A 22,877-nucleotide genomic window follows, 5' to 3' on the forward strand; every position below is an offset into this window, starting at 1 on the left:
CTTGGCGCGGCTCTCCGGCAGGGACCCTTCTCTGCTGCGACGGATCAACTCGACTGCCGTACTGCGCGTGCTGCGCTCCCAGTTCGGCCGGCCCCCGCTGACCCTGACGGACCTGGCCCACGCCACGGAGCTCTCCCGGCCGACCGTCGAAGGTGTCGTCGAGGGCCTCGTCGACGCAGGACTCGCGGCAGAGGCCGAGGAGGAGCCGGACACCGTCGCCCAGGCCGCGCGCCGGGGCCGGCCCGCCCGGCGCTTCCGCTTCCGCGCCGAGGCGGGCTACGCACTCGGGGTGGAGGTCGGGTCGCACCGCGTCGCGGCCGTACTCGCCGATCTGACCGGCCGGTTCACGGGCACGGTCGCGCACGAGGTGGGCGAGGACGTTCCGGAGGACCGGCGCCTGGCCGAGGCCCACGACGCCGTCGACGCACTGCTGGAGAGCAGCGGCGTGCGGCGCGAGTCGCTGCGGGCGGTCGGTGTCGGGACGCCGGGCATCGTGGAGGCGGACGGGACCGTGCGGCTCGGGACCGCCCTGCCCGGCTGGACGGGCCTGCCGCTCGGCGAGCGGCTGAGAGAGCGGTTCCGCTGCCCCGTGCTCGTCGAGAACGACGCCAACGCCGGTGTCGTCGCCGAGCGCTGGAAGGGCGCGGCAGTCGGCGCCGAGGACGTCGTGATGGTGCTGGTGGGCCTCAGCCCCGGTGCCGGGTCGCTGATCGGCGGGCGGCTGCACCGCGGATTCGGCGGTGCGGCAGGAGAGATCGGCGCACTGCACCTGCTGGGGCGCGAGGCGACCCCCGAGCGGCTGCTGTCGACGACGGACGAGCCGCTTCACCCTCTCGACGAGGTGGCCGTCGCGCGGGTCTTCGCCCTGGCACGCGCCGGTGACGTACAGGCGCGGAGGGCGGTGGAGCGCTTCGTGCAGCGGCTCGTCCACGATGTGGCCGCGCTGGTGCTCGCGCTGGACCCGGAGCTGGTCGTGGTCGGTGGCTGGGCGTCGGGGCTGGACGACGTACTGGAGCCGCTGCGCCGCGAGTTGGAGCGCTACTGCCTGCGGCCCCCGCGCGTCGCGCTGTCGGTGCTGGGCGAGGCGGCGGTGGCCACGGGAGCGCTGCGGCTCGCCCTCGACGAGGTCGAGAGCGAGCTGTTCAGCGTGGACGCCGGCTGACCGCGACAGCAGCAAGGACAGCCGTACGGTCATGCGGGGGACACGCGGTGGGCGGAAGGCGCGCAACCGCCCACCGGGGTCCGGGACCCGGGACCGGCCTCAGCCGGCCATCAGGGCGCCGGGCTGGGCGTCGCCGAAGGTGAGCCGGCAGGTGTCGGCCCGGTAGGTGGAGACAGCGACGGCGGCGGTGGTTCCGCGGGCGAGGTAGCGGGTGGTGACGACGAGCACCGGCGCCCCCGGGAGCCTGTCCAGCTGACGGGCGTCGTCGGCGCGGGCCGAGCCGAGCTCCACCGTGCGTTCCTGGCCCTCGAGTTCGAGGCGGTGCAGTTCACGCAGTACCGCGCGCCCTCGCGCGGAACCGCCCGCCGCCTCTATGGCGGGCAGGCCGGGAACGGACGCGTGCGGCACGTAGAGGAGTTCGGTGGCGACGGGCTGTCCGTGCGTCATGCGCGTACGGCGAACCGAGTGCACCGGCGAGCCGGCGTCCTCGCCCAGCAGCCGGGCCACCGGGGCGGGCGGTTCGACGTCTTCGCAGTCGCCGGTCTGCCACGCGTCGTCCGGCGCGCCGGGCCAACTGTCCTCGGCGGGACCGACGTCGACCCCGAAGCGGGGCGGCGCGACCGTGGTGCCCACGCCGCGCCTGCGCTGCAGACGGCCTTCCAGCTCCAGTTGCTCCAGGGCCTGGCGCAGGGTCGCCCGGGCGACGCCGAAGCGGGCGGCGAGTTCGCGCTCGTTGGGCAGGATCTCCCCCACTTCGAACTCGGAGTCCAGCGCGTCGGACAGCACGGTCTTCAAGTGCCAGTACTTCGGCTCCGGCACAGCATCCACCTGTGTGGTCCCCACAGTGGCCTCCGCTTTCCCCGCGTCCAGCCCGGCTTGCAGCGGCCGGACTTTATACGTGCTTGTTTTTTAAAGGTTGTTGCGTATGGCCGACCATAGGGCGGGTCCCCAGCTTGGTCAAGACCAATCCGGTGACCGGAAACTGTTCCCCGATGCCCGCTTCACCTGGGATGATCGATCATCGTTCGCCGCGGCGTGGAGGTATCGGGATGGCAGGACAGCAGCGGGTCACCGTCGTCACGGGCGGCAGCAGAGGCATCGGTGCGGCCGTCGCCGTGCGGCTCGCGCGTGCCGGTCACCACATCGGTATCGGCTACGAGCGCTCCCGCCGGGACGCACAGGAGACGGCGCGCGCCGTTCGGGCCGAGGGGGTGCACGCGGTGCCCGTACAGGTGGACACCAGCGCGGAAGAACAGGTGGAGCGGCTCTTCGACACGGTGCGCGACGAGCTGGGTCCCGTGACAGGGCTGGTCAACAACGCTGCCGTGACCGGCCCGTTGGGCGGCTTCACCCGGACTCCGTCCTCCGTGATCCGCCGGGTCCTCGACGTGAACGTCCTCGGCGCACTGCTGTGTGCACGGCGCGCGTTGCTGGAGATGTCGACGGCCCACGGCGGCGAGGGAGGCAGCATGGTCAACATCTCCTCCTGTGCGGCCACCCTCGGAGCTCCGGGCGAGTACGTGCACTACGCGGCGTCCAAAGCGGCGGTGGACGCGATGACTGTGGGCCTGGCCAAAGAGTTCGGGCCACAGGGCGTCCGCGTCAACTCCGTACAGCCCGGGGCGGTGCTGACCGGGATGCACGCGGCGATGGGCGATCCGGACAGGGCGTGGAGGAAGGCGGAGGCGACACCGCTGCGCCGCCCCGGCGAACCGCGGGAGATCGCGGACGCGGTGGCCTGGCTGATGTCGGACGAGGCGTCGTTCACGACAGGTGCCGTGCTGCGCGTCTCCGGCGGAGTGTGAACGGGCCCCTCCCGACCGGGAGTCGGGAGGGGCAGGGGAAGCGCCGGGACGCGTCGCGGAGCGGACGGGCTACGGCCTGAGACGGGCCAGCTTGTCGGGATTGGCGACGATGTAGACGCTCTGGATGCGGCCGTCGGCCACGTCCAGCTGCAGGACGGCGGAGGGGACGCCCTGTTCCGTCGCGAGCAGGGCGGGAGCGGCGTTGACCTCGATGAGGCTGAAGTCCATGGTGGCGAGGCCCTGTTGGGCGATCGCCCCGAGGAACCGGCCGACCTTGTCCGCGGTGGTGATGGTGCGCAGCGGCGCCTTGGCCTTGCCTCCGCCGTCGCCGAGGAGACGGGCGTCCGGGGCGAGCATCTCCATCAGTGCGGCGAGGTCGCCCCGGGTGGCGGCGGCCAGGAACCTTTCGGTCAGGTCGCGTTGGGCTTCGGGGTCGACGTCGAAGCGGGGGCGGCGCTCGGCCACGTGTGTGCGGGCACGGCCGGCCAGCTGGCGTACGGCCGGCTCGCTGCGGTCGAGGACGGCTGCGATCTCCGCGTACGGAAAGCCGAAGGCCTCGCGCAGCACGAAGACCGCACGTTCCAGGGGCGAGAGGGACTCCATGACGACGAGCACGGCGAGGGAGACGGACTCGGCCGTCAGCACGCTCTCCGCGACGTCCGGTTCGGCGGTGTCCCGCCCGGGCCGGGCGCGCACGTGGGTGACGAGCGGCTCCGGCAGCCACGGGCCGACGTAGGTCTCACGGCGCGTCTGCGCCGCCCGCAGCCTGTCGATGGCGAGCCGGGTGGTGACACGTACGAGGTACGCGCGCGGCTCCCGCACGGCATCCGTGCCGGCGGACGCCCAGCGCAGCCAGGCGTCCTGCACGATGTCCTCGGCGTCGGCGACGCTGCCCAGCATGCGGTACGCGACGCCCATGAGGACCCCGCGGTGCTGCTCGAAGACGGCCGTGGCGTCCAGGGCTGCGTCCGGGCCAGCGCCGTCCGGACCGCCGCCGTCCGGGCGCCCGTTCGCCGGGCGGCCTCCGGCGTCGCGGTCGACTGCGCTCTGTTCGGCGTCCACCCGTCCATCATCTCAGTCCGCCTGCGGGCGCCTGCAGGGGACCTTCCACGCGGGTCGACTTGCTGACATCGTGTCTACGAACTGCCGTGCCCGACCCGCCCGTCCGGCGTCCGTGGCCCGAACCCTGACAGGAGTGCCCATGACCGCTGTCGCCTCCCCTCACGCACCCGTGCCCGAGACCGAGTCGTTCGTGCGCGTCTCCCCGGCCGGGAAGCCCTCCTTCGACCTCGCCTACGAGCGGCGCGGCAGCGGCGAACCGGTCGTGCTGCTGCACGGCATCGGCCACCACTGGCAGGCGTGGGAACCGGTGCTGAGCATCCTGGCCGCGTCGCACGAAGTGACCGCCGTCGACCTGCCGGGGTTCGGCGCCTCGCCGCCACTGCCCGAGGGCGTCTCCTACGAACTGGACAGCGTCATCCCGCTGCTGGCCGAGGGCTTCCGTGCGCTCGGTCTCGAACGGCCCCACGTGGTCGGCAACTCCCTGGGCGGGCTGCTCGCCTTGGAGCTGGCGCGGCACGGCCACGCGCGTTCGGTCACGGCCCTCTCCCCCGCCGGTTTCTGGACGCAGGCGGAGCGCCGCTACGCCTACGCCGTTCTGACGGGCATGCGGGCAGGCGCGAAGGCCATACCGGAAGGGATGCTGCGGCGGCTGGCCCGCAGCGCCGCCGGACGCGCCGCGCTGACCGGCACCATCTACGCCCGGCCCGGCCGCCGTTCGCCCGAAGCCGTCGTCGCCGAGACGCGCTCCATGCGCGAGGCCACCGGCTTCGCCCCGACGCTCGCTGTCGGCAGGCGCCCCGACGTGGTCTTCGACCAGGACCTTCCCCACGTGCCCGTGACCATCGGCTGGGGAGCCAAGGACCGCCTGCTGCTGCCCCGTCAGGGGGTGCGCGCGAAGAAGACCATCCCCGGCGCCCGGCTGGTCCGCCTTCCCGGATGCGGCCATGTGCCGATGAACGACGACCCGGCGCTCGTCGCGCGTCTCGTGCTGGAGACGGCACGGGCCGTGTGACCGCGCCGGGCCGGCGCCGCCCGGGGCCGGGGACGGCGGAGGAGCTCAGGGCCGGTGGCCTGCCGGTACCTCCTCCCCCGCGGGTACCGGTCCGGGCGGAGTGCCGTCGCCGAAGGGACGTCCTCCGAGCTGCTCGCGGTGGTGCGGGGAGGTCCAGGCGGACAGGTCCGGACCGCACGGCACGATGCCCGTCGGGTTCACCCCGGTGTGTACCTCGTAGTAGTGCCGCTTGATGTGGTCGAAGTCGACGGTGTCACCGAAGCCGGGCGTCTGGTAGAGGTCGCGGGCGTAGGCCCACAGGACCGGGTCCTCCACGAGCTTGTGGCGGTTGCACTTGAAGTGGCCGTGGTAGACGGCGTCGAAGCGCACCAGTGTGGTGAAGAGGCGGATGTCGGCCTCGGTGATGCTCTCGCCCACCAGGTAGCGGCGGTCGGCCAGCCGCTCGGAGAGCAGGCCGAGGCGGCGGAAGACGTCGCTGTACGCGGCCTCGTACTCCTTCTGTCCGGTGGCGAAGCCCGCGCGGTAGACGCCGTTGTTGAGGTCCCGGTAGACCCCTTCCATCACCTCGTGCATCTCCTCGCGCAGCGCTTCCGGATACAGGTCGGGGGCGCCCGGCCTGTGCAGGCCGCTCCACTCGGTGGCGAGGTCCAGGGTCATCTGCTGGAAGTCGTTGGTGACCAGCCGGCCGCTCGGCACGTCCACCACCGCCGGGACGCTCACACCGCCCGGATAGTCCTTCTCGCGCGCGTCGTAGGCCTCGTGGAGGTAGCGGATGCCCAGGACCGGGTCCTTGCCGCCCGGGTCGAGCGTGAAGCGCCAGCTGCGTGCGTCCTGCAGGGGGTCGGTGACGGCGAGCGACAGCGCGTCCTCCAGGCCCAGCAGGCGCCTGGAGATCGCTGCCCGGCTCGCCCAGGGGCAGGCTCGGCTGATCACGAGCCGGTAGCGGCCCGCCTCGACGGGCCAGCCGTCCGCGCCGTCCGCCGTGATCCGGTCCGCGAAGTGGCTCTTCGACCTTTTGAAGGGCTTCCTGCCGTATTTCTCGTTGCCGTCCGTGGTGCCGTCGCCCTCGCGGCTCATCGTGCACGTTCCTTTCGCTGTCGGGTCCCCGTGCGGAGACCTGCCCTCGTCGAGGAGCCTGTCACGGGCTCCTCCTCCGGACCGCCGCCGCGGCGGTACTCGGGCACCTCGTCGTCTACCCACTCCCGCGTGCACAGCACCAGCCGGTAACCGTCCGGATCCTGGACGGTCACGCCCCAGGTGTCCCAGTACGGGTTGCGTGCCGGTACGCGAGTCCCGCCGTGCTCCTCCAGCCTCGCCACGAGATCCGCCGGCACGGGACCGTCCAGGTAGATCACGAGCAGGTCCTCCTCCCCCGGTGCCGGCTCCAGGGGACGCTCCTCGTCCCGGGCCAGTTCCAGGTGCCAGCCCGCACCGCGCCGTCCCGCCATCAGCAGGGCGTACTCCTCGCCGCCGCCCCGGGCGGGGCCGGGCTCGCTGCGGTGGAGCACGTCGAGGCCGAGGCCCCGGACCCAGAAGCGTTCGGCGGCTGCCAGATCACGCGAGGGACGGGCGATACGGATGTGGTTGCGGACGCTGATCGTCATGGGCTCCGGCTCCCTGTCTGCGCCCGCGGGCGCGGCCTGCCGACTCGGTGCGCGGCGGCGGACCGCCGCACCGGAACCGTAGACGGGACGCCGTCCGGTCTCCTCGGGCTCAGGACCCGAGCGGCATCCGCCCGGAGACCTGGACCCGGCGGCCGGGGTCAGACGATCTCCTCGCTCATCTCGGCCAGTTCACGGTCGTCGCCGCCGGAGCGGTAGCCGGGCGTGGTGTAGGAACCGCGCCCCGCGACGATCCACCACACGGTGGCCAGGCCGAGGACGCCGATGAGTGCGAGTGGCGCGTAGTTGAAGGACTCCACGTCGACGGGGGTCTTCTGCGGGAGGCAGAAGAGCACGGTCACGAAGACCACCCACGTCACGGCCGTCCAGCCGATCGGCACTCCCCAGCGTCCGAGGTTCCACTTGCCCTGCCGGAAACGGTCCTTGTTGCGCAGCCGCAGGTAGATGGGGATGGCGTAGGCCGGTGTGACGCCGATGACGGCTATCGCGGTGACCGCGCCGTACGCGGCTTCGCTGTAGAGCGCCGGCAGCGTGAGCAGGGCCGCGACGGTGACCGTCAGCACCACCGCGCGTGCCGGCGTACCGGTGCGCGGGTGGACGCGCCGCCAGTGCGCGGAGAGGGGCAGCGCACCGTCGCGGGAGAAGGCGAAGACCATGCGGCTGGCAGCGGCGACCTCCGCGTTGCCGCAGAAGAGCTGCGCGACGATCACGACGAGCAGCAGCAGCTTGGCCCCGGTGAGGCCCAGGGCGTCGAGGAAGATCTGCGCGGGCGGCACTCCGGTCGCGCTGGCCTGTGTTCCGGCGTAGTCCTGGATGGCGAAGGTCAGCCCGACCAGCAGCACGAAGCCCGCCAGCCAGGACCAGCCGACGGCTCGCACGATGCCCCGTGCCGCGCTGACCTCGGCGTTCTTCGTCTCCTCCGAGAGGTGGGCGCTGGCGTCGTAGCCGGTGAAGGTGTACTGGGCCAGCAGCAGCCCGATCATGACGACGTACACCGGACTCGACCAGTTGGTGCCGTTGACGAACTCCCCGAACACGAAGGACGCGGGACGGTGTTCGGACGGTACGAGCGTCAGCGCGGCAACGATCACGGCGACGCCCGCGAAGTGCCACCACACGCTGATCGAGTTGAGCACGCTGACGAGCCGCACACCGAAGAGGTTGAGCGTCGCGTGCAGCACGAGGATGCACAGGAAGATCAGCATCACGTTCTCCGGCGTGGGCTCGATCCCCCACTGGAGGTGGAAGAGCGCTCCGGTGAACATCGCGGCGCCGTAGTCGATCCCGGCCAGGGTTCCCAGCAGTCCCAGCAGGTTGAGCCACCCGGTGTACCAGCCCCAGCGGCGCCCGCCGAGCTGGTCGGCCATGTAGTACAGGGCGCCCGATGTGGGATACGCGCTGGTGACCTCCGCCAGCCCGGCGCCGACGAACATCACCATCAGGCCCACCAGGACCCAGCCCCAGATCATCACCGCGGGCCCGCCCGTGACCAGGCCGAAGCCGTACAGCGTCATGCACCCGGAGAGGACGGAGATGACGGAGAAGCTGATCGCGAAGTTGCCGAACGAGCCCATGCGCCTGATCAGCACCGGGTGGTAGCCGAGATCGCGGAGCTTGGCGTCGTCGTCTATGCGGCCGGGGCGACGCGACCTGCCGGTGGGGAACACGGAACCTCCTGAGGGACTTCGGAGTGCGGAACGGCGAGGGGGGTGGCGGAGCGGGTGGGAGTCAGTCGTCCGCGGCCAGGCAGTGGTCGCGCGCTCGGAGGAACTCCGTCTTCGCCGCCTCGGGCTGTTCGGGATCCTCGGCGACCTGCAGCCAGGGCTGCGGAGTGAAGTACGGGCCGAGGGCGGCGAAGACCCGGGCGGCGTCCGACGTGCGCTGCCCCGCCCACAGGGCGTGGGCCAGGTGGTTCAGGTCCAGTACGGACTGGGTGGTGGGGTCCGTCAGGTCGAACCACCCCTGCAGCGCGGAACGGGCGTCGAGGGCGACCGGGTCGTGCGACCACTGCCGGCTCAGCAGCAGATGACTCCTCGGCTGCTGGGCGCGCTGGCGCCGGTACTGCTCCACGTAGGCGTACAGCGGCAGGGCCAGCAGCTCCGAACCGGCGGGCGCCCACGAGGAGACCCAGCGGACGAAGTCGATCGCCGAGGCACGCGAGCCTGCGTTCCCCGCGTCCTGCTCGGCACGCGCATGCAGGAAGTGGAGCATGCGGTGGTGCGCCTCGCGGTTGTACCGGTCACGCTCGTAGACGCGGTAGAGCAGACCCCAGGGGCCGGGCGGAAGCATCGGCTCGGCAGCGCGTTCGCGGTGCTCGGCACGTTCCTGGCGGTGGTCGAGCCTCGCGAGGGCGAGCAGAGCGACCCACGGCACCGGGTCGGCGGGCTGCAACTCGGCCGCGGCGTAGCACTCCTGACGGGCTTCGTTCTCCAACTCCGCCGCGGTGTGGTGGTGTTCGCGGCGCGCCCGGACGGCGCGCTCCACCGCCACCCGTGCGTGCATCATGCGCGCGTCGGGGTCCTTCGGTGACTCCTGCAGCCAGGTCTCCACCACGTGTGAGCCCGCTGCGACCACGCCGAGCACCTGGGAACGCGTCGTCCGCAGGCCCCACGACGTGCCCGTACGGGCCAGGAGCGTACGCATAGCCATCCAGCGGCCGGCCCTCAACTCCTCGACCGCGCCGCGCAGTTCGAAGTCGAACCCGGCAGGGCTGTAGACGATGCGGACGCCGCGGCCGTGACTGCCGGCCGTCCCCCTCACCGGCGCTTCTCCGCAGCCGCGTGGCCTGCGCACCCCGGCGGCGGGCACGACTCGGGGGCGGGCGGGCTGTGCGGCATCACAAGCGGTCCTCAACAACAGGGGCAGGGACCGCTCCGGCATTCGTGCATCGCTGGTCAGGCGAGCAGGGATGCGCGACGACGGGTCCCGGATTCGCCACCGAACCTAACCTTTCCCCGTCGCCTGTCGGCGGTCGGAAAGTGTGACGGTTCTGCGCCGAAAGCCCGCAAGCGCAGACAGCTTTGGAGTCATTGTCGTTTCAGTCCGTTCTCTGTACGTGCCCTGCCCGTTTCGCGCCCGTTTCCAGTCCGCCGTCCCCGTTCTCCGCCGCCCGCGGGCAGCACCTCCGTGAGTGGGGTGACGTCACTCTTCCCTCCCGGCGAGCCGCGAGGGAAGAGTCCTGCGTCAATCGAGACCCGACCGCGTCATATGAGCCCCGGCCGCCTCGTCCGGCAAAGGTGCAGCGCAGGGCCGCCCCAACGCCCCGGACACCCCGCACGCCCCGGAAGCCCCGGACACCCCGCACGCCCCGGAAGCCCCGGACGCCCCGCACGCCCTGGACGCCCCGGACGCCCCGGACGGCGGGAGATGCACCACGCCGATCATCCGGAACCCTTTCAGCCGTTGCGGCGTCGGTGTTCACTGAGTCCAGTCCCGATGCTGCGCTCCAAGAGGCGCCGCGTGCACCGCTCCCCGCGGTGCCACGTGTCGCCGTGTTCGGCCCGTACCTGCCTGCTCCGTACCGACCGCGATCCAGGAGGCTCGTCCATGGCGCACGAGGAACCCACCACCCCGCTCACCCCCGGCCTGGTCCCGGGACGCCGCACGCTGCTGCGCGGCTCCCTGGCGGCGTCCGCCGCGCTGTCCCTGTCGGGGGCGGCTCCGGCCCAGGCGCTGAAGGGCCGGCCCGCGGCGAAGTGGGGTGTGCAGGCGGGTGACGTGACCTCGTCGTCCGGGCTGATCTGGGTGCGTTCGGACCGCCGCGCCCGGATGATCGTCGAGACCTCGGCGACCGGGTCCTTCCGCAACGCGCGCCGCTGGACGGGACCCGTCGTGGGCCCCGACACCGACTTCACCGGCATGACGCCGGTGCACGGACTGCCCGCCGGGGAGCAGGTGCACTACCGGGTCACCCTGGCCGACGCGGACGATCCGCGGCGCACGGGCAGGCCCGTCCACGGCACGTTCCGCACCGCACCCGACAGGCGCCGCCAGAAGGTGCGTTTCCTGTGGTCGGGGGACCTGGCCGGGCAGGGCTGGGGCATCAACCCGGACCGGGGCGGCTTCCCGATCTTCGAGGAGATGCGCCGTCTCGACCCGGACTTCTTCCTCAACAGCGGCGACACCATCTACGCCGACGGGCCCCTCACCGAGAAGGTCGCCCTGCCGGACGGGGGCGTGTGGCGCAACGTCGTCACCGAGGAGAAGTCCAAGGTCGCCGAGACGCTCGCGGAGTTCCGCGGGAACTTCCGCTACAACCTCCTCGACGAGAAGCTGCGGCGCTTCCAGGCCCAGGTGCCCTCCATCGCCCAGTGGGACGACCACGAGGTCCTCAACAACTGGTACCCGGGCGAGATCCTCGACGACGACCGCTACAAGGTAAAAGACGTCAGCACCCTCGCCGCCCGCTCCCTGCGTGCCTTCAGCGAATACCACCCCCTGACCACGCTGCCGCCCAAGGACGAGGACGGCCGTGTCTACCGGGTGGTGCGCCACGGCCCGCTGCTGGACGTCTTCGTGCTCGACATGCGCACCTACCGCGGCGCCAACTCGCCCGGCGAGCAGGAGCAGGACGCCCGCGGAATCCTCGGACCGGTGCAACTGAAGTGGCTCAAGCGCGAGTTGTCGCGCTCCCGGGCGGTGTGGAAGGTGATCGCCTCCGACATGCCGATCGGCCTGGTCGTCCCCGACGGGAAGACCGACTTCGAAGGCGTGGCACAGGGCGATCCGGGTGCCCCGCTGGGCCGTGAACTCCAGCTGGCCGAACTCCTGCGGCACATCAAGACGGAACGCATCACGGGCACCGTGTGGTTCACCACGGATGTGCACTACACCTGCGCCCAGCACTACGAACCGGAGAACGCCGCCTTCAAGGACTTCGCACCGTTCTGGGAGTTCGTCTCCGGCCCGCTCAACGCCGGAGGCTTCCCCGCCCTGAAACTCGACGGCACTTTCGGCCCCACGCAGTCGTTCGTCAAGGCACCGGAGAAGGCCAACGTGCCGCCGACGGAAGGCGGTCAGTACTTCGGCCAGGTCGACATCGACGGCGAGAGCGGCGAGATGACCGTGCGGCTGCGGGAGGAGGGCGGCGCTGTGCTGTTCACGAAGGTGCTCCAGCCCGGCCGGGTCGGTCAGTGAACCGATGACCGGTGCTCGGTTGAACTACCCGGCTGCGGGGGCGACCCGGCACGGCCCGGAACGCTGGCCGGACGGCTACCGCAGGCTGCGGGTGCGGACGCAACTGGGGCACGGGCGGGCCGACTTCGAGACCGCAGCCGACGCTTTGTCGACATGGCGCCTGCACCGGGAAGCGGGGGTCCGCTTCGACACGGACGCACTCCGCGCGTCCCCCGGCACCGAGGTCGTCGTCGGCCTGGGCTTCGGGGCGCTGCGCCTGCACGCGCCGTGCAGGGTGGTGTGGACCGTCGCAGAGGATCGCCGCGCCGGATGGGCGTACGGGACGCTGCCGGGCCATCCGGTGCGCGGCGAGGAGGCGTTCGTCGTCAGCAGGGACGCCGACGGCACCGTCTGGCTCGAAGTGCTCGCCTTCAGCAGACCCGTGTCGTGGTTCACGGTCGCCGCCGGACCCCTGCTGCCCGTCTTCCAGCGCTGGTACGCACGCCGGTGCGGCGCCGTCCTGCGGCGGCTGGTGACCCGGGCGCGGGACACGGCGCACAGACCCGGGGCCGGGCGGGCGGAACAGGGGTGACGGCGGCGCGGGAGCGGGTGCAGATCCGCCGGAAGCATCCTTAATGCGCCGGTCACAAAACGTTCTTGATCGGGCAATGCCAGTGGGTGAGAGTGGTCGCATGACTGACATGTCGCAGAACGAGCAGCCATCCCGTCACGGCTTCCTGCGTCTGGTCGGGGGAAGCGTGCAGGACAGCTGGGGCCGGCTGCGGCGGCGCTGCGCCTCCGCGGCGGAGCCGCAGCAGAGCGGCGCGGGGGACGTGGAGTCCCCGGTGGGCGCCGGGGCCACGTCACTGTGGCTGATGCGCACCACCGTGCGGGAGGAGCCGGGGGCCCTCGCGGAACTGTGCACCGCACTGGCGCGTGAACGCATCGACATCGTCTCGCTGCAGACCTTCCCGCTGGGCCCCCGGGAAGGAGACCCGGCGGGCGCACCCGCGGGAGCGGGTTCCGATCACCGAGAGGACGAACCGGCCCTCGGCGCGGCGCACTTGCCCGAGCAGTGCATCGACGAGTTCGTGCTGCGCGCGCCCCGTGAGATCGAGGCCGCCGAGCTGCACCGGCTGGTCGCGGCGGCGGGCGGACGCCACACGTGGGCGGAACGCGCGGATGAGGACTCCCTTGTCGACATCCCGACCCGGGTCCTGCAGCTCGCCACCCGCACCGCACTCGACACGGCCGAACTGCCGCTGGTGCTGCGTCAGTTGCTGGGCCGATGCACCATCCGTTCGGTGCCTCCCGTCTCGGCGTCCGGCCGCAGGCCCGACCCCGGAGTGCTGGACGTGCCCCCGGAGGGCCGGTGGGAGGGGACCGTGCTGCGGCTGCCGGACCCGGCAGGCGGCGTCCTCATCATCGAGCGCCCCCAACTGCCTTTCGCGCCGAGTGAGTTCGCCCGCGCCCGCGCGCTCGTCGAACTGGACCGGCAGCTGGGCGCCGGGACGAGGGTCCCGCACTCCCCGGACAGCCTCACTCTTCCCGAGGGCCCGTCCGTCACCGTACGCAGGGCCGACACCAGGGACGCCCGGGCAGCGCTGGCGATGCACGAGCGCTGCTCCAGGGAGACCCTCTCGAAGCGTTACCACGGCCCGGTCTCCGACGCCGACGCCTACCTCGCGCACCTGCTCTCGCCCCGGTTCGGGCGGTCGCTGGCCGTGGAGACCGCCTCGGGGAAGCTCGTCGCACTCGGCCACCTGCTGTGGGACGGCGACGAGACCGAGGTCGCCCTCCTCGTCGAGGACGCCTGGCAGCACCGCGGCATCGGCGGCGAACTGCTGCGCCGCCTCGTCGCGTCGGCCGTCGAGGCCGGTGCCGGCAGCGTGTACGCCGTCACGCAGGCGTCCAACACGGCCATGGTCGCGGCGATGCGCGGCCTCGGCCTGCCGCTGGACTACCAGATCGAGGAGGGCACGCTCGTCGTCACCGCACAGCTGACGGGCGCAGCTCCTGCCGTACTGGCCGCGGCGTGTGCCCCGTCGGTGCGGGACTGACGCCCAGCGCCTGGTCCAGGTCCTGCCACAGGTCTTCGGCGTCCTCCAGGCCGACCGACATGCGCAGCAGGTTCTCGCTGATCCCGGCGCTCCGCCGGTCGTCCTCGGCCACGATGCGGTGGCTGATCGACGCGGGGTGCTGGATGAGGGTGTCGACGGAGCCGAGACTGACCGCCGGGGTGATCAGCCGCACCCCCGCGGTGACCGCGTGGGGATCGCCCTCCACCTCGAAGGCGACCATCGCCCCGCCCAGCCGCGGATAGTGCACGCGGGCGATCCGGGGGTCCGCCGCCAGCCTCCCGGCGAGTTCGGCTGCTGTGCGGGACTGTGCCCGTACGCGCACCGGCAGGGTGGACAGTCCGCGCAGCAGCAGATACCCGGCGAGCGGATGCAGCACACCGCCGGTCGCGAAGCGCACCTGCCGCAGGCGGCGGGCGAACTCCTCGTCGCAGGCGACGATTCCGCCCAGCACGTCCCCGTGTCCCCCCAGGTACTTGGTGGCGCTGTGCAGGACCAGACGCGCACCCGCCTCGCGCGGGCGCTGCAGCACGGGAGTGGCGAAAGTGTTGTCCGCGAGCAGCGGCACCGAACCGCAGGCGCGGGCGAGCGCGGCCAGGTCGACCTCCGCGAGCGTCGGATTCGCGGGACTCTCGACCATGACGAGCCCGGTGTCGGGGCGGACGGCCGCCGCGACGCCGTCCGGATCCGTCCAGGTGACCTCGGTTCCCAGCAGCCCGCTCTCCAGCAGGTGGTCGCTGCACCCGTACAGCGGCCGTACGGCGACGACATGGCGGAGTCCCTCGGCGGCCCGCACCAGCAGCGTGGCGGTGAGCGCGGCCATCCCGCTCGCGAACGCCACCGCGGACTGCGTCCCTTCGAGCCGGGCGAGCGCGTCCTCGAAGCGCGCGACCGTCGGGTTGTCCAGGCGGGCGTAGACCGGCGGACCGTCGAGCCGTGCGCCGCCCGCCGCGAACTCGTCGATACGGGCAGCCTCGGCGCGGGTGTCACGGGCCGGGTAGGTCGTGGACAGGTCCAGCGGAACGGCGTGCAGACCGAGGGCCGCGAGATCGTCCCGTCCCGCGTGCACGGCCTCGGTGGCCTGCGAGCGCGGCGGGGGGCCGGCGGCCGGCGCACTCGGACGTTCCGGCTCGGTGCTGGTCTGCATGTTCTCCATGCCCGCATTCTGAACAACCGCCGGACATCTGGCTGCATCGACCGTGCTACGTTCGCCGAATGACCGATTCTGTCGCACTCGATCCGGTCGACCTGGAGATTCTCCGTCTTCTGCAGAACGACGCCCGGATGACGTACCGCGATCTGTCCGCCGCCGTGGGCGTCGCCCCGTCGACCTGCCTGGACCGGGTGGCACGGCTGCGCCGCAGCGGCGTCATCCTGGGCCAGGAACTGCGCCTGGACGCGGCACAGCTGGGCCGTCCCCTTCAGGCATTGCTCTCCGTGCAGGTGCGGCCGCACCGCCGGGAACTGGTCGGGCCCTTCGTGGAGCGGATCCGGGCCCTACCGGAATCGCGGGCTCTGTTCCATCTGGCGGGCCCCGAGGACTACTTGGTGCACGTCGCGGTCACGGGCACGGCCGATCTGCAGCGCCTCGTACTGGACGAGTTCACCTCGCGCAAGGAAGTCGCCCGGGTGGAGACCAGGTTGATCTTCCAGCGCTGGGAGTGCGGTCCGCTGCTGCCGCCGGGCTGATGATGATGACGGCGGGGGCCTGCACGTACGAGGATGGCCCCATGTCCGATCCCAAGAACTCCACCCCCCTCCCGCGACAGGTCGCCGACGCCTACGTCGACGCTCTCGTCGAACTCGACCCGATCACCGGCAGCTACCTCGGCGTGCCCGAAAGCCACAGCAGGCTGCCCGATTTCTCCCCCGCCGGGCAGGAGGCCCTCGCCGAACTGAGCCGCATCACCCTGCGCAAGCTCGCCGAGGCGGAGGAGCAGCCCGGCGCGGACGACGACGCGGAGCGCCGCTGCGCGCGTCTGCTCCGCGAGAGGCTCACGGCCGAACTGGCCGTGCACGACGCCCGGGAGGGTCTCCGCGCGGTCAGCAACCTCCACTCTCCGGTGCATTCGGTGCGCGGCATCTTCACGGTGATGCCCTCCGAGACCCTCGAGGACTGGACGGCCGTGGCGCAGCGGCTGCGCGCCGTCCCCGAGGCGCTGGAGGGCTACCGCGAGTCGCTGGCCGCCGGCCTGGAGAGCGGACTGCATGCCGGGCCGCGCCAGGTCTCCACCGTCCTGGGGCAGCTGGACGAGTGGGTCGGCGACGGTGAAGGAGGGGACGGACGGGGCTGGTTCTCGGCCTTCGCCGCCGAGGGCCCCGAGTCGCTGCGTGACGTGCTCGACGCGGCGGCGGCGGACGCCACCGGCGGCATCGCCCGGCTGCGCGACTGGCTGCGCGACGTGTACGCACCCGGGATCGAGGGTGCTGCGGAGATCGTCGGACGTGAGCGTTACGCGCTCTGGTCGCGCTACTGGAACGGCACCGACCTCGACCTGGACGAGGCGTACTCCTACGGCTGGTCCGAATTCCACCGGCTGCTGGCCGAGATGCGCACGGAGGCGGAGAAGGTCCTCCCCGGAGCGTCGACCCCGTGGGAGGCGCTGCGCCACCTCGACACCGAGGGCGAGGCCGTCGAGGGCGTCGACGAAGTGCGGGAGTGGCTGCAGGGGTTGATGGACGAGGCCATCGAGAAGCTGGACGGCACGCACTTCGAACTCGCCGAACCCGTCAAGCGCGTCGAGTCGCGGATCGCCCCGCCCGGCAGCGCGGCGGCGCCGTACTACACGCAGCCCTCGCTGGACTTCGCCCGGCCGGGACGCACCTGGCTCCCGACGATGGGCGAGACCCGCTTCCCGGTCTACGACCTCGTCTCGACCTGGTACCACGAGGGCGTTCCCGGACACCACCTGCAGCTGGCCCAGTGGGTGTACGTCGCGGACGAACTCTCCAGGTACCAGACCACGGTGGGCATGGTCAGCGCCAACGCCGAGGGCTGGGCGCTGTATGCCGAGCGGCTGATGGACGAGCTGGGTTTCCTGGTCAACGCGGAGCAGCGGCTGGGCTATCTCGACGCGCAGATGATGCGTGCGACGCGGGTGATCGTCGACATCGGCATGCACCTGGAGCTGGAGATCCCCGACGACTCGCCGTTCCACCCGGGCGAGCGGTGGACGCCGGAGCTCGCGCAGGAGTTCTTCGGCCTGCACAGCGGCCGTCCCGCGGACTTCGTGGAGAGCGAGCTGGTGCGCTACCTGGGCATGCCGGGCCAGGCGATCGGCTACAAGCTGGGCGAACGCGCCTGGCTGAAGGGCCGGGAAGCTGCCCGTAAGGCGCACGGCGACGACTTCGACCCGAAGAAGTGGCACATGGCGGCGCTGTCCCAGGGCTCGCTCGGGCTCGACGACCTCGTCACCGAGCTCTCCGCCCTGTGACGAGGACTCTCTCCGGGCGGTAGACGTGCCGTGCCGGTACGAACGACCCGCAACGGCCGCAGGCCGAGGGGATGTTCGTGACCGCATGTCGACGGGTCGACTTCTTGAGAAATCGGCCCGTCGACTCACCGGTCCGGCCCTCCCGCTTCGGGCGTCCCGGCTCAACGGCAGAAGCCGTTCTCGGAGTTGATCACCTCACCGGTGATCCAGCTCGCCTCGTCCGTGGTGAGCCAGGCGACGAGCCGGGCCGCCACGTCGGGGGTCGCCCACTCCCCGCCGGGGAAGAGCGCGGCGACTGCCGCATGGTCCTCGCCGCTGCGGTAACCGGTGTCCACGGGGCCCGGGTTGACCGCGTTGACGGTGATCCCCGGCGCCAGCGCCGTGGCGAGGGCACGCACGGACGTGGCCAGAGCGCCTTTGGCGAGGGCGTAGCACAGCTCGTCGGGCATGCCTCCCCTCACGTCCTGGCCCGACGTCATCGTCACCACCCGCCCCGTGGGCGCGTCCTCGCCGCGGTGCTGAGCGGCGAACGCCTGCACCAGCAGGATCACCGAGCGCGTGTCGACCGCCCAGTGGGCGTCGAGCATCGCGGCGTCGACCGAGTGGAGCGGTCCGTCGCTGCCGCTGAGCGCGTGGTTGCAGACCAGGATGTCGAGGTGCCGCGCGCCGAGCGCCTCCGTTGCTGCCGCAACAAGCCGGGCCGGGGCGCCGGCCTCGGTCAGATCGCCGGGGCCGTGGGCGACGAGCGCACCGGCGGGCGCCGTCTCCCGGACGTTCCGGGCGAGCTCGTCGGGCCCGTCCGGATCGGCGCCCCAGGGCAGTGCCGCATCATGCGGGCGGTGATGGTGCATGTAGACGGATGCGCCGTAGGCGGCGAGCCGCCGTGCGACGGCGAAACCGATGCCGTTGCGGCGGCTCGCCCCGGTCACCAGGGCGGTGCGGCCGCGGAGGGGCAGGGGATCACGCTGCGGTGCGGCGTCGGGCCGGGGCTGCCGGGACTGCGTGCCGGGCTGTCGGGATGCGAAGGTCATGGCGGCCAGCCTGATGGCTGCCCTGCCTGCCGTCACAGCGTTTTCGGCGCGGGCACTCCGGCCGGCCCCACTGCGTACCGCGGTCGCCCCGCGCGTCAGCCGAGAGCCACTGCCGACCGGTGGCGCAGGGCCGAGCCCTCCCGGGACTTGACGACCTCCAGCTGTGCGGGGATGCGCTGACGCAGGTCGGCGACGTGGCTGACGATGCCGACACAGCGGTCGCGTTCCCGCAGGGAGTCCAGGACGTCGAGGATCTCGTCCAGGGTCTGCTCGTCGAGGCTGCCGAACCCCTCGTCGATGAAGAGCGTCTGCAGCCGCGTGCCGCCCGCCTCGTCCGTGACGACGTCGGCGAGGCCGAGCGCCAGGGCGAGGCTCGCGGAGAAGGTCTCTCCCCCGGAGAGGGTCGCGGTGTCGCGCTCCGCCCCGGTCCAGGCGTCGATGACGTGCAGGCCCAGGCCCGACCGGCCGCGTCCGCCGACGCGTTCGTCGGAGTGGACCAGGGTGTAGCGGCCCGCCGACATCCGGGACAGCCGTGCGCTCGCCGCCGCCGCGACCTGCTCCAGCCTGGCGGCCAGGACGTACGACTCCAGGCGCATCCGGTGCTCGTTCTCCACCGAGGTGCCTGCTGCGAGCCCCGCGAGCCGGGCGACGCGCTCGTAGTCCGCTCGCAGTGGGGCGAGGCCCCGGGCGTCGGCGAGGGCCTGCCGGGTGAGTACGTCCAGTTCGCCGCAGCGGGTACGGGCGGCCTCCAGCGCGGCCGAGGCATGCCGCAGCCGCTGTGTGGCCTCTTCGGTCGCGCGCAGGGCGGCCCCGGGGTCGGCGGCCGGGAGGGCTGCCGCCTCGGTGAGTTCGGGGTCCTGCAGGGCGGCGGCGACAGCGGCCTCGGCTGCCTGCCACTCGTCGAGGCGCTGTTGCAGGGCGTGCTGCTCCGCCTCGCCGAGTACGGCTGCCGCGGCGGCAGCAGCATTCGTGAACCCCGTACGAGTGGCCGCGTCGGCGAGCTGTGCGTCTGCCTCCGCGACCCGCTGGGCCGTCGCCTGCGCACGGCGGGCGGCCTCCGCCGCGTCGGCGAGCAGGCCCGCGCGGCGCTGGAGCAGCGCCGCCCGCTCGGCGACACCGGCCGAGTCACCACGGGCCTTCGCCAAGTCGCCTTCGAGAGCGGCGCGTTCGCGCTGCAGTGCTTCCCGGTGCGAGGTGCGGGCAGCCGCCCTCCGCTCCGCGGCCTGCTGCTGCGCGAGACGTCCCGAGTGTTCCCGCTCCGCCTGGGCGAGGGCTTCGCGGGCGGCGTGTGCACCGGCTGCCTCGGTGTGGGCCTCCGCGTGGTCCTTCTCCAGACCGGCGACGGCGGCCGTCAGGGCCTCGGTGTCCTCGTCCTTCGATTCCGCGCGGGCGGCGGCGAGCGCCTCCCGTACGTCCCGCGCCGCCTGGTCCGCCGCCTCACGGGCGCCCTCGGCCTCGCGGTACGTGCCGAGGGCGGCGTCCTCGGCGGCCTGGTCCACATGGCCGGCGCCCGCGCGGGCCGGGACGGGGTGCGCGGTTGCTCCGCACACCGTGCAGGGCTCGCCGTCCCGCAGGTCCGCCGCGAGTTCCGCGGCGATGCCCCGCAGCCGGAGATCCTTCAGGCGCAGCCACTCCTCGTGGGCGGCGGCTGCGCTCTCGCGCGCCCGCAGGAGCTCGTCCTCGGCCTCCCGCGTCCGGTGGAGGAGTCCGTCGCGGCGCCGGGCGGCCTCCAGGCGCTGCCGGGCGGGCTCGAGCCGGCCGGCGAGGTGTTCGGCACGCGCTGCCGCCTCCTGCGCGGCGTCCACCCGCCGCTGATGGGCGGGGTGCGCCGTCTCCCATCCGGCCAGCCACTCCTCCGCCTCCCGCAGGACCTCCTCGTCCGCTTTCGATTCCCGCTCCAGACCTGCCAGTTCGGCCTCGATACGGGTGCATCGCTGTTCCGCCCGCCGTGCCGCGTCGAGGGTGCCCAGCTCCTGCCGTACCTCGCCGGCAAGGCGGGCGAGGTGCTCAGGCTGTGCGTCCCCCAGCTCCGCAGGCAGCCGGGCGCGGCACCGGGACTCGGCCGACGCCGCTTCGGCGTGCGCCGCCGCCGCCGAGTCACGGAGAGCGAGCGCCGGGGCGACGCCCGCTGCCGCCCGGGCGCGGTCCAGGCGTCCCCGGGCCTGCTCGCGGTCGGCGGCGCGGGCCGCCAGCTCACGGGCACGTTCCTCCGCTTCCGCGAACTGCCTCTGCCGCCGCGCGACTTCACGTGTCGCGGTGAGGTGCTCCATCGCCACGGAGTGCTGCTCCTCGGCCGCGGTCGCGGCGATCGAGGCGATGTCCGCTCGCTCACGGGCGTTCGTACGGGCCAGCGCCGCCCACTCCAGGACGGCCGCCGCGAGCCCCGGGTCCCCGGGTGCCGGGTCGACGCCGCTGTTTCCGGCGCTGCCGTCGGTGGCGCCGCCGTCGCCGCGGCCGCGCTGGTCCGGAACGGCCGTGCGGGCTGCTCTCCCGGCCGCAGGCGCAGGTGCGCGGTCGGCGGGCGAGCCGCCGGACAGCGGCAGTCCGGCCAGTCCCTCCTCGCTGCCGACGGCCTGCCTCATCCGGTGCAGAAGGCGCAGCAGCGCTTCGTCGCCGGCGCGCACCGCCTCCTGGGCGTTCCTGCGCATCCTGGCCAGCTGTTCCTCGGCCGCCGCGAAGCGGCCCGTGTCGAAGAGCCTGCCGAGCAGCTTGGCGCGGTCCTCGGCGCCGGCTCGCAGGAACCGGGCGAAGTCCCCCTGCGGCAGCAGCACGACCTGGCAGAACTGGTCACGGCTCATGCCGGTCAGCTGCGCGATCTCCTCGCCGATCTCCTGGTGGGAGCGGCTCAGCGACCGCCACTCCCCCGGCCCCGCGTCGTACTCGCGCAGCCAGGACTGGGCGCGCTCCCGGGTGGAGCCGGTGCCGCGGCGTTTGGGGCGGCTCTGCTCGGGACGGCGGGTGATCTCCAGGCGCCGTCCCGCGATGGTCAGGTCGAGGATCACCTCGGTGAGGGTGCCCGGTGCCGCGTAGTCGCTGCGCAGGGTGCCTCCCGGCTGCTGGCGGGCGCCGGGCACCCCGCCGTAGAGCGCGAAGCAGACGGCGTCCAGCACGGATGTCTTGCCCGCGCCGGTCGCGCCGTGCATCAGGAAGAGCCCCGCGGCCGAGAGTTCGTCGAAATCGACCCGTGCTTCGCCGGCGAAGGGCCCGAAGGCGGTCAGGGACAGCCGGTGGAGTCTCATCCCGCGGCCTCCGCATCGGCCGGGACGGAGTGCATCCGTGCGGAGCGCGGCGGGGTACCGCCGCGCGGGCGGTGGCTCTCCTCCTGTGCCTCCTCGACGCGGGCCGCTTCCAGGGCCTCCCCCAGCATCTCCCGTTCCAGCGCGTCCGCCGCGCGCCCCGTCCGCACGTGTCCCACGAAGTCCTCGGCGATCTGCTGGTCGCTGCGCCCCCGCAGGCGGCGTGCGTAGGACACCTGTTCACCGGTGTCCCGGATCTCGGGGTCGAAGACGATGCTGACGATGTGCGGGAAGCGGGTCGCCAGCGTGGCCATCGCCCCGTGCGGACGTACGCGGTCGGTCACCGTGGCCTCGACCCACGCCTGCTCGTGCGTCTCCAGTCCGGGCTCCTCCAGCAGCTGCTCCAGAGTGCCGCGGACCCGGGCCAGGGGACGCGGCACCGGGCAGTCCAGGCGCTGCGCCGCGACGGCCCCCTCGGCGTCGAGATCGACGAGCCACACGGACTTGCGGTGGGTGCTCTCGGAGAAGGAGTAGGCGAGAGGCGAACCGGAGTAGCGCACCCGGCCGTTGATGGTCTGACAGCCGTGGAGATGTCCGAGCGCCGCGTAGTCGACGCCCTCGAAGACCGATGCGGGCACGGCGGACACCCCGCCGACGGTGATGTCCCGTTCGCTGTCGGAGCTTTCACCTCCGTGCACGAAGGCGTGGGCGAGCACGACGGAGCGCGTGGTGCCGGGACGGGCGGCGAGGTCCACGCGCACCCGCTCCATGGCCGCGCCGAGCACCGCGGTGTGACCGCCCTCCTCGGCGCCCAACGCGGCCCGCGCGAGCGTGGGTTCGAGGTAGGGGAGCCCGTAGCAGGCGACGTCGCCGTGCTCGTCGGAGAGGACGACGGGCGTGCCGCAGCCCTCCGGGTCGGTACGCAGATGGACCCCGGCGTGCCGCATCAGCCCGGAGCCGACGCCCAGCCGCCGTGCGGAGTCGTGATTGCCGGAGATCATGACGGTGGGCACGCGCAGCTCCGCGAGCCGGTGCAGAGCCTGGTCGAACAGCTCGACGGCGGCCAGCGGCGGCACCGCCCGGTCGTACACGTCGCCTGCCACGAGCACCGCGTCGACCTTCTCCTCCTCGACGGTGGCGAGGAGATGGTCGAGGAAGTCCCTCTGTGCATCGAGGAGGCTGATGCGGTGAAAGCTCCGCCCCAGATGCCAGTCGGACGTGTGCAGCAATCTCACAGCAGTGCTCCCACCCGCACGTTCAACTCTCCCCGCCCTGGTGCTGATCCGGATCACCAATGGTCTACCAGCCGGCACTGACATC

General features: G+C 72.7%; 17 protein-coding genes and 1 pseudogene. 8 read left to right on the forward strand and 10 right to left on the reverse strand.

The annotated features are described in order from the left end of the window. The first annotated feature begins 1 nt into the window (after nt 1). A complete protein-coding gene (locus tag ACFPA8_RS23665) occupies nt 2-1,162 on the forward strand; it encodes an ROK family protein (RefSeq protein ID WP_386451627.1) in 1,161 nt (386 codons plus the stop codon). 99 nt (nt 1,163-1,261) lie between these two features. Here ACFPA8_RS23665 and ACFPA8_RS23670 read toward each other — a convergent pair whose 3' ends face one another. Beyond that, entirely contained in the window at nt 1,262-2,005 is a 744-nt protein-coding gene (locus ACFPA8_RS23670; protein ID WP_386451629.1) for a GntR family transcriptional regulator, read from the reverse strand. Nucleotides 2,006-2,211: 206 nt separating this feature from the next. Here ACFPA8_RS23670 and ACFPA8_RS23675 point away from each other — a divergent pair, with 206 nt between their 5' ends. Beyond that, nucleotides 2,212-2,967, forward strand: coding sequence for an SDR family oxidoreductase (locus ACFPA8_RS23675; protein ID WP_386451630.1), 756 nt, complete (start codon nt 2,212-2,214; stop codon nt 2,965-2,967). A gap of 69 nt (nt 2,968-3,036) precedes the next feature. On the opposite strand, the gene ACFPA8_RS23680 is transcribed toward ACFPA8_RS23675, so the two are convergent. Next, nucleotides 3,037-3,927, reverse strand: coding sequence for an RNA polymerase sigma-70 factor (locus ACFPA8_RS23680; protein WP_386451759.1), 891 nt, complete (start codon nt 3,925-3,927; stop codon nt 3,037-3,039). A 241-nt stretch (nt 3,928-4,168) separates the two neighbouring features. Here ACFPA8_RS23680 and ACFPA8_RS23685 point away from each other — a divergent pair, with 241 nt between their 5' ends. Beyond that, complete coding sequence (locus ACFPA8_RS23685) at nt 4,169-5,041, forward strand: alpha/beta fold hydrolase (RefSeq protein WP_386451631.1); 873 nt, start codon at nt 4,169-4,171, stop codon at nt 5,039-5,041. 45 nt (nt 5,042-5,086) lie between these two features. Here ACFPA8_RS23685 and ACFPA8_RS23690 read toward each other — a convergent pair whose 3' ends face one another. The 4 genes and pseudogenes from ACFPA8_RS23690 to ACFPA8_RS23705 all read right to left on the reverse strand — a co-directional run bounded on the left by ACFPA8_RS23690 (nt 5,087) and on the right by ACFPA8_RS23705 (nt 9,423). Then, nucleotides 5,087-6,118 carry a glutathione S-transferase family protein gene (locus tag ACFPA8_RS23690; RefSeq protein ID WP_386451633.1) on the reverse strand — a complete coding sequence of 344 codons (1,032 nt, stop codon included), beginning with the start codon at nt 6,116-6,118 and terminating at the stop codon, nt 5,087-5,089. A gap of 119 nt (nt 6,119-6,237) precedes the next feature. Next, nucleotides 6,238-6,645, reverse strand: a pseudogene (locus ACFPA8_RS23695) (VOC family protein); the annotation flags it as partial. Nucleotides 6,646-6,803: 158 nt separating this feature from the next. After that, nucleotides 6,804-8,330 (reverse strand): amino acid permease, encoded by a 1,527-nt coding sequence (locus ACFPA8_RS23700; RefSeq protein WP_386451635.1) that lies wholly within the window; start codon nt 8,328-8,330, stop codon nt 6,804-6,806. Nucleotides 8,331-8,391: 61 nt separating this feature from the next. After that, a complete protein-coding gene (locus ACFPA8_RS23705; RefSeq protein ID WP_386451637.1) occupies nt 8,392-9,423 on the reverse strand; it encodes a hypothetical protein in 1,032 nt (343 codons plus the stop codon). A 786-nt stretch (nt 9,424-10,209) separates the two neighbouring features. Here ACFPA8_RS23705 and ACFPA8_RS23710 point away from each other — a divergent pair. The 3 genes from ACFPA8_RS23710 (at nt 10,210) to ACFPA8_RS23720 (ending at nt 13,838) form a co-directional block, all read left to right on the forward strand. Further along, on the forward strand, nt 10,210-11,799 hold the full coding sequence (locus ACFPA8_RS23710; protein WP_386451639.1) for an alkaline phosphatase D family protein: 1,590 nt from the start codon (nt 10,210-10,212) through the stop codon (nt 11,797-11,799). Nucleotides 11,800-11,803: 4 nt separating this feature from the next. Next, complete coding sequence (locus ACFPA8_RS23715; RefSeq protein ID WP_386451641.1) at nt 11,804-12,370, forward strand: DUF1990 family protein; 567 nt, start codon at nt 11,804-11,806, stop codon at nt 12,368-12,370. A gap of 100 nt (nt 12,371-12,470) precedes the next feature. Next, nucleotides 12,471-13,838: a GNAT family N-acetyltransferase gene (locus tag ACFPA8_RS23720; RefSeq protein ID WP_386451643.1), complete on the forward strand. Its 1,368-nt coding sequence runs from the start codon at nt 12,471-12,473 to the stop codon at nt 13,836-13,838. On the opposite strand, the gene ACFPA8_RS23725 is transcribed toward ACFPA8_RS23720, so the two are convergent. Beyond that, nucleotides 13,768-15,003 carry a trans-sulfuration enzyme family protein gene (locus ACFPA8_RS23725; RefSeq protein WP_386451761.1) on the reverse strand — a complete coding sequence of 412 codons (1,236 nt, stop codon included), beginning with the start codon at nt 15,001-15,003 and terminating at the stop codon, nt 13,768-13,770. The genes ACFPA8_RS23720 and ACFPA8_RS23725 overlap by 71 nt on opposite strands. 68 nt (nt 15,004-15,071) lie before the next feature. Here ACFPA8_RS23725 and ACFPA8_RS23730 point away from each other — a divergent pair, with 68 nt between their 5' ends. Both ACFPA8_RS23730 and ACFPA8_RS23735 read left to right on the forward strand, forming a co-directional pair. Next, on the forward strand, nt 15,072-15,545 hold the full coding sequence (locus ACFPA8_RS23730; protein WP_386451644.1) for an Lrp/AsnC family transcriptional regulator: 474 nt from the start codon (nt 15,072-15,074) through the stop codon (nt 15,543-15,545). 41 nt (nt 15,546-15,586) lie between these two features. Then, nucleotides 15,587-17,290 (forward strand): DUF885 domain-containing protein, encoded by a 1,704-nt coding sequence (locus ACFPA8_RS23735; RefSeq protein WP_386451646.1) that lies wholly within the window; start codon nt 15,587-15,589, stop codon nt 17,288-17,290. Nucleotides 17,291-17,451: 161 nt separating this feature from the next. Here ACFPA8_RS23735 and ACFPA8_RS23740 read toward each other — a convergent pair whose 3' ends face one another. The 3 genes from ACFPA8_RS23740 to ACFPA8_RS23750 all read right to left on the reverse strand — a co-directional run bounded on the left by ACFPA8_RS23740 (nt 17,452) and on the right by ACFPA8_RS23750 (nt 22,792). Continuing rightward, entirely contained in the window at nt 17,452-18,321 is an 870-nt protein-coding gene (locus ACFPA8_RS23740; protein WP_386451648.1) for an SDR family oxidoreductase, read from the reverse strand. Between the two features lie 95 nt (nt 18,322-18,416). Continuing rightward, complete coding sequence (locus ACFPA8_RS23745; protein ID WP_386451650.1) at nt 18,417-21,560, reverse strand: AAA family ATPase; 3,144 nt, start codon at nt 21,558-21,560, stop codon at nt 18,417-18,419. Next, on the reverse strand, nt 21,557-22,792 hold the full coding sequence (locus ACFPA8_RS23750) for an exonuclease SbcCD subunit D (RefSeq protein WP_386451652.1): 1,236 nt from the start codon (nt 22,790-22,792) through the stop codon (nt 21,557-21,559). The genes ACFPA8_RS23745 and ACFPA8_RS23750 overlap by 4 nt, the downstream gene beginning before the upstream one ends. Nucleotides 22,793-22,877 lie beyond the last annotated feature (85 nt).

Origin of the sequence: Streptomyces ovatisporus (genome assembly GCF_042653885.1) — a bacterium.
GTDB lineage: Bacteria > Actinomycetota > Actinomycetes > Streptomycetales > Streptomycetaceae > Streptomyces > Streptomyces ovatisporus.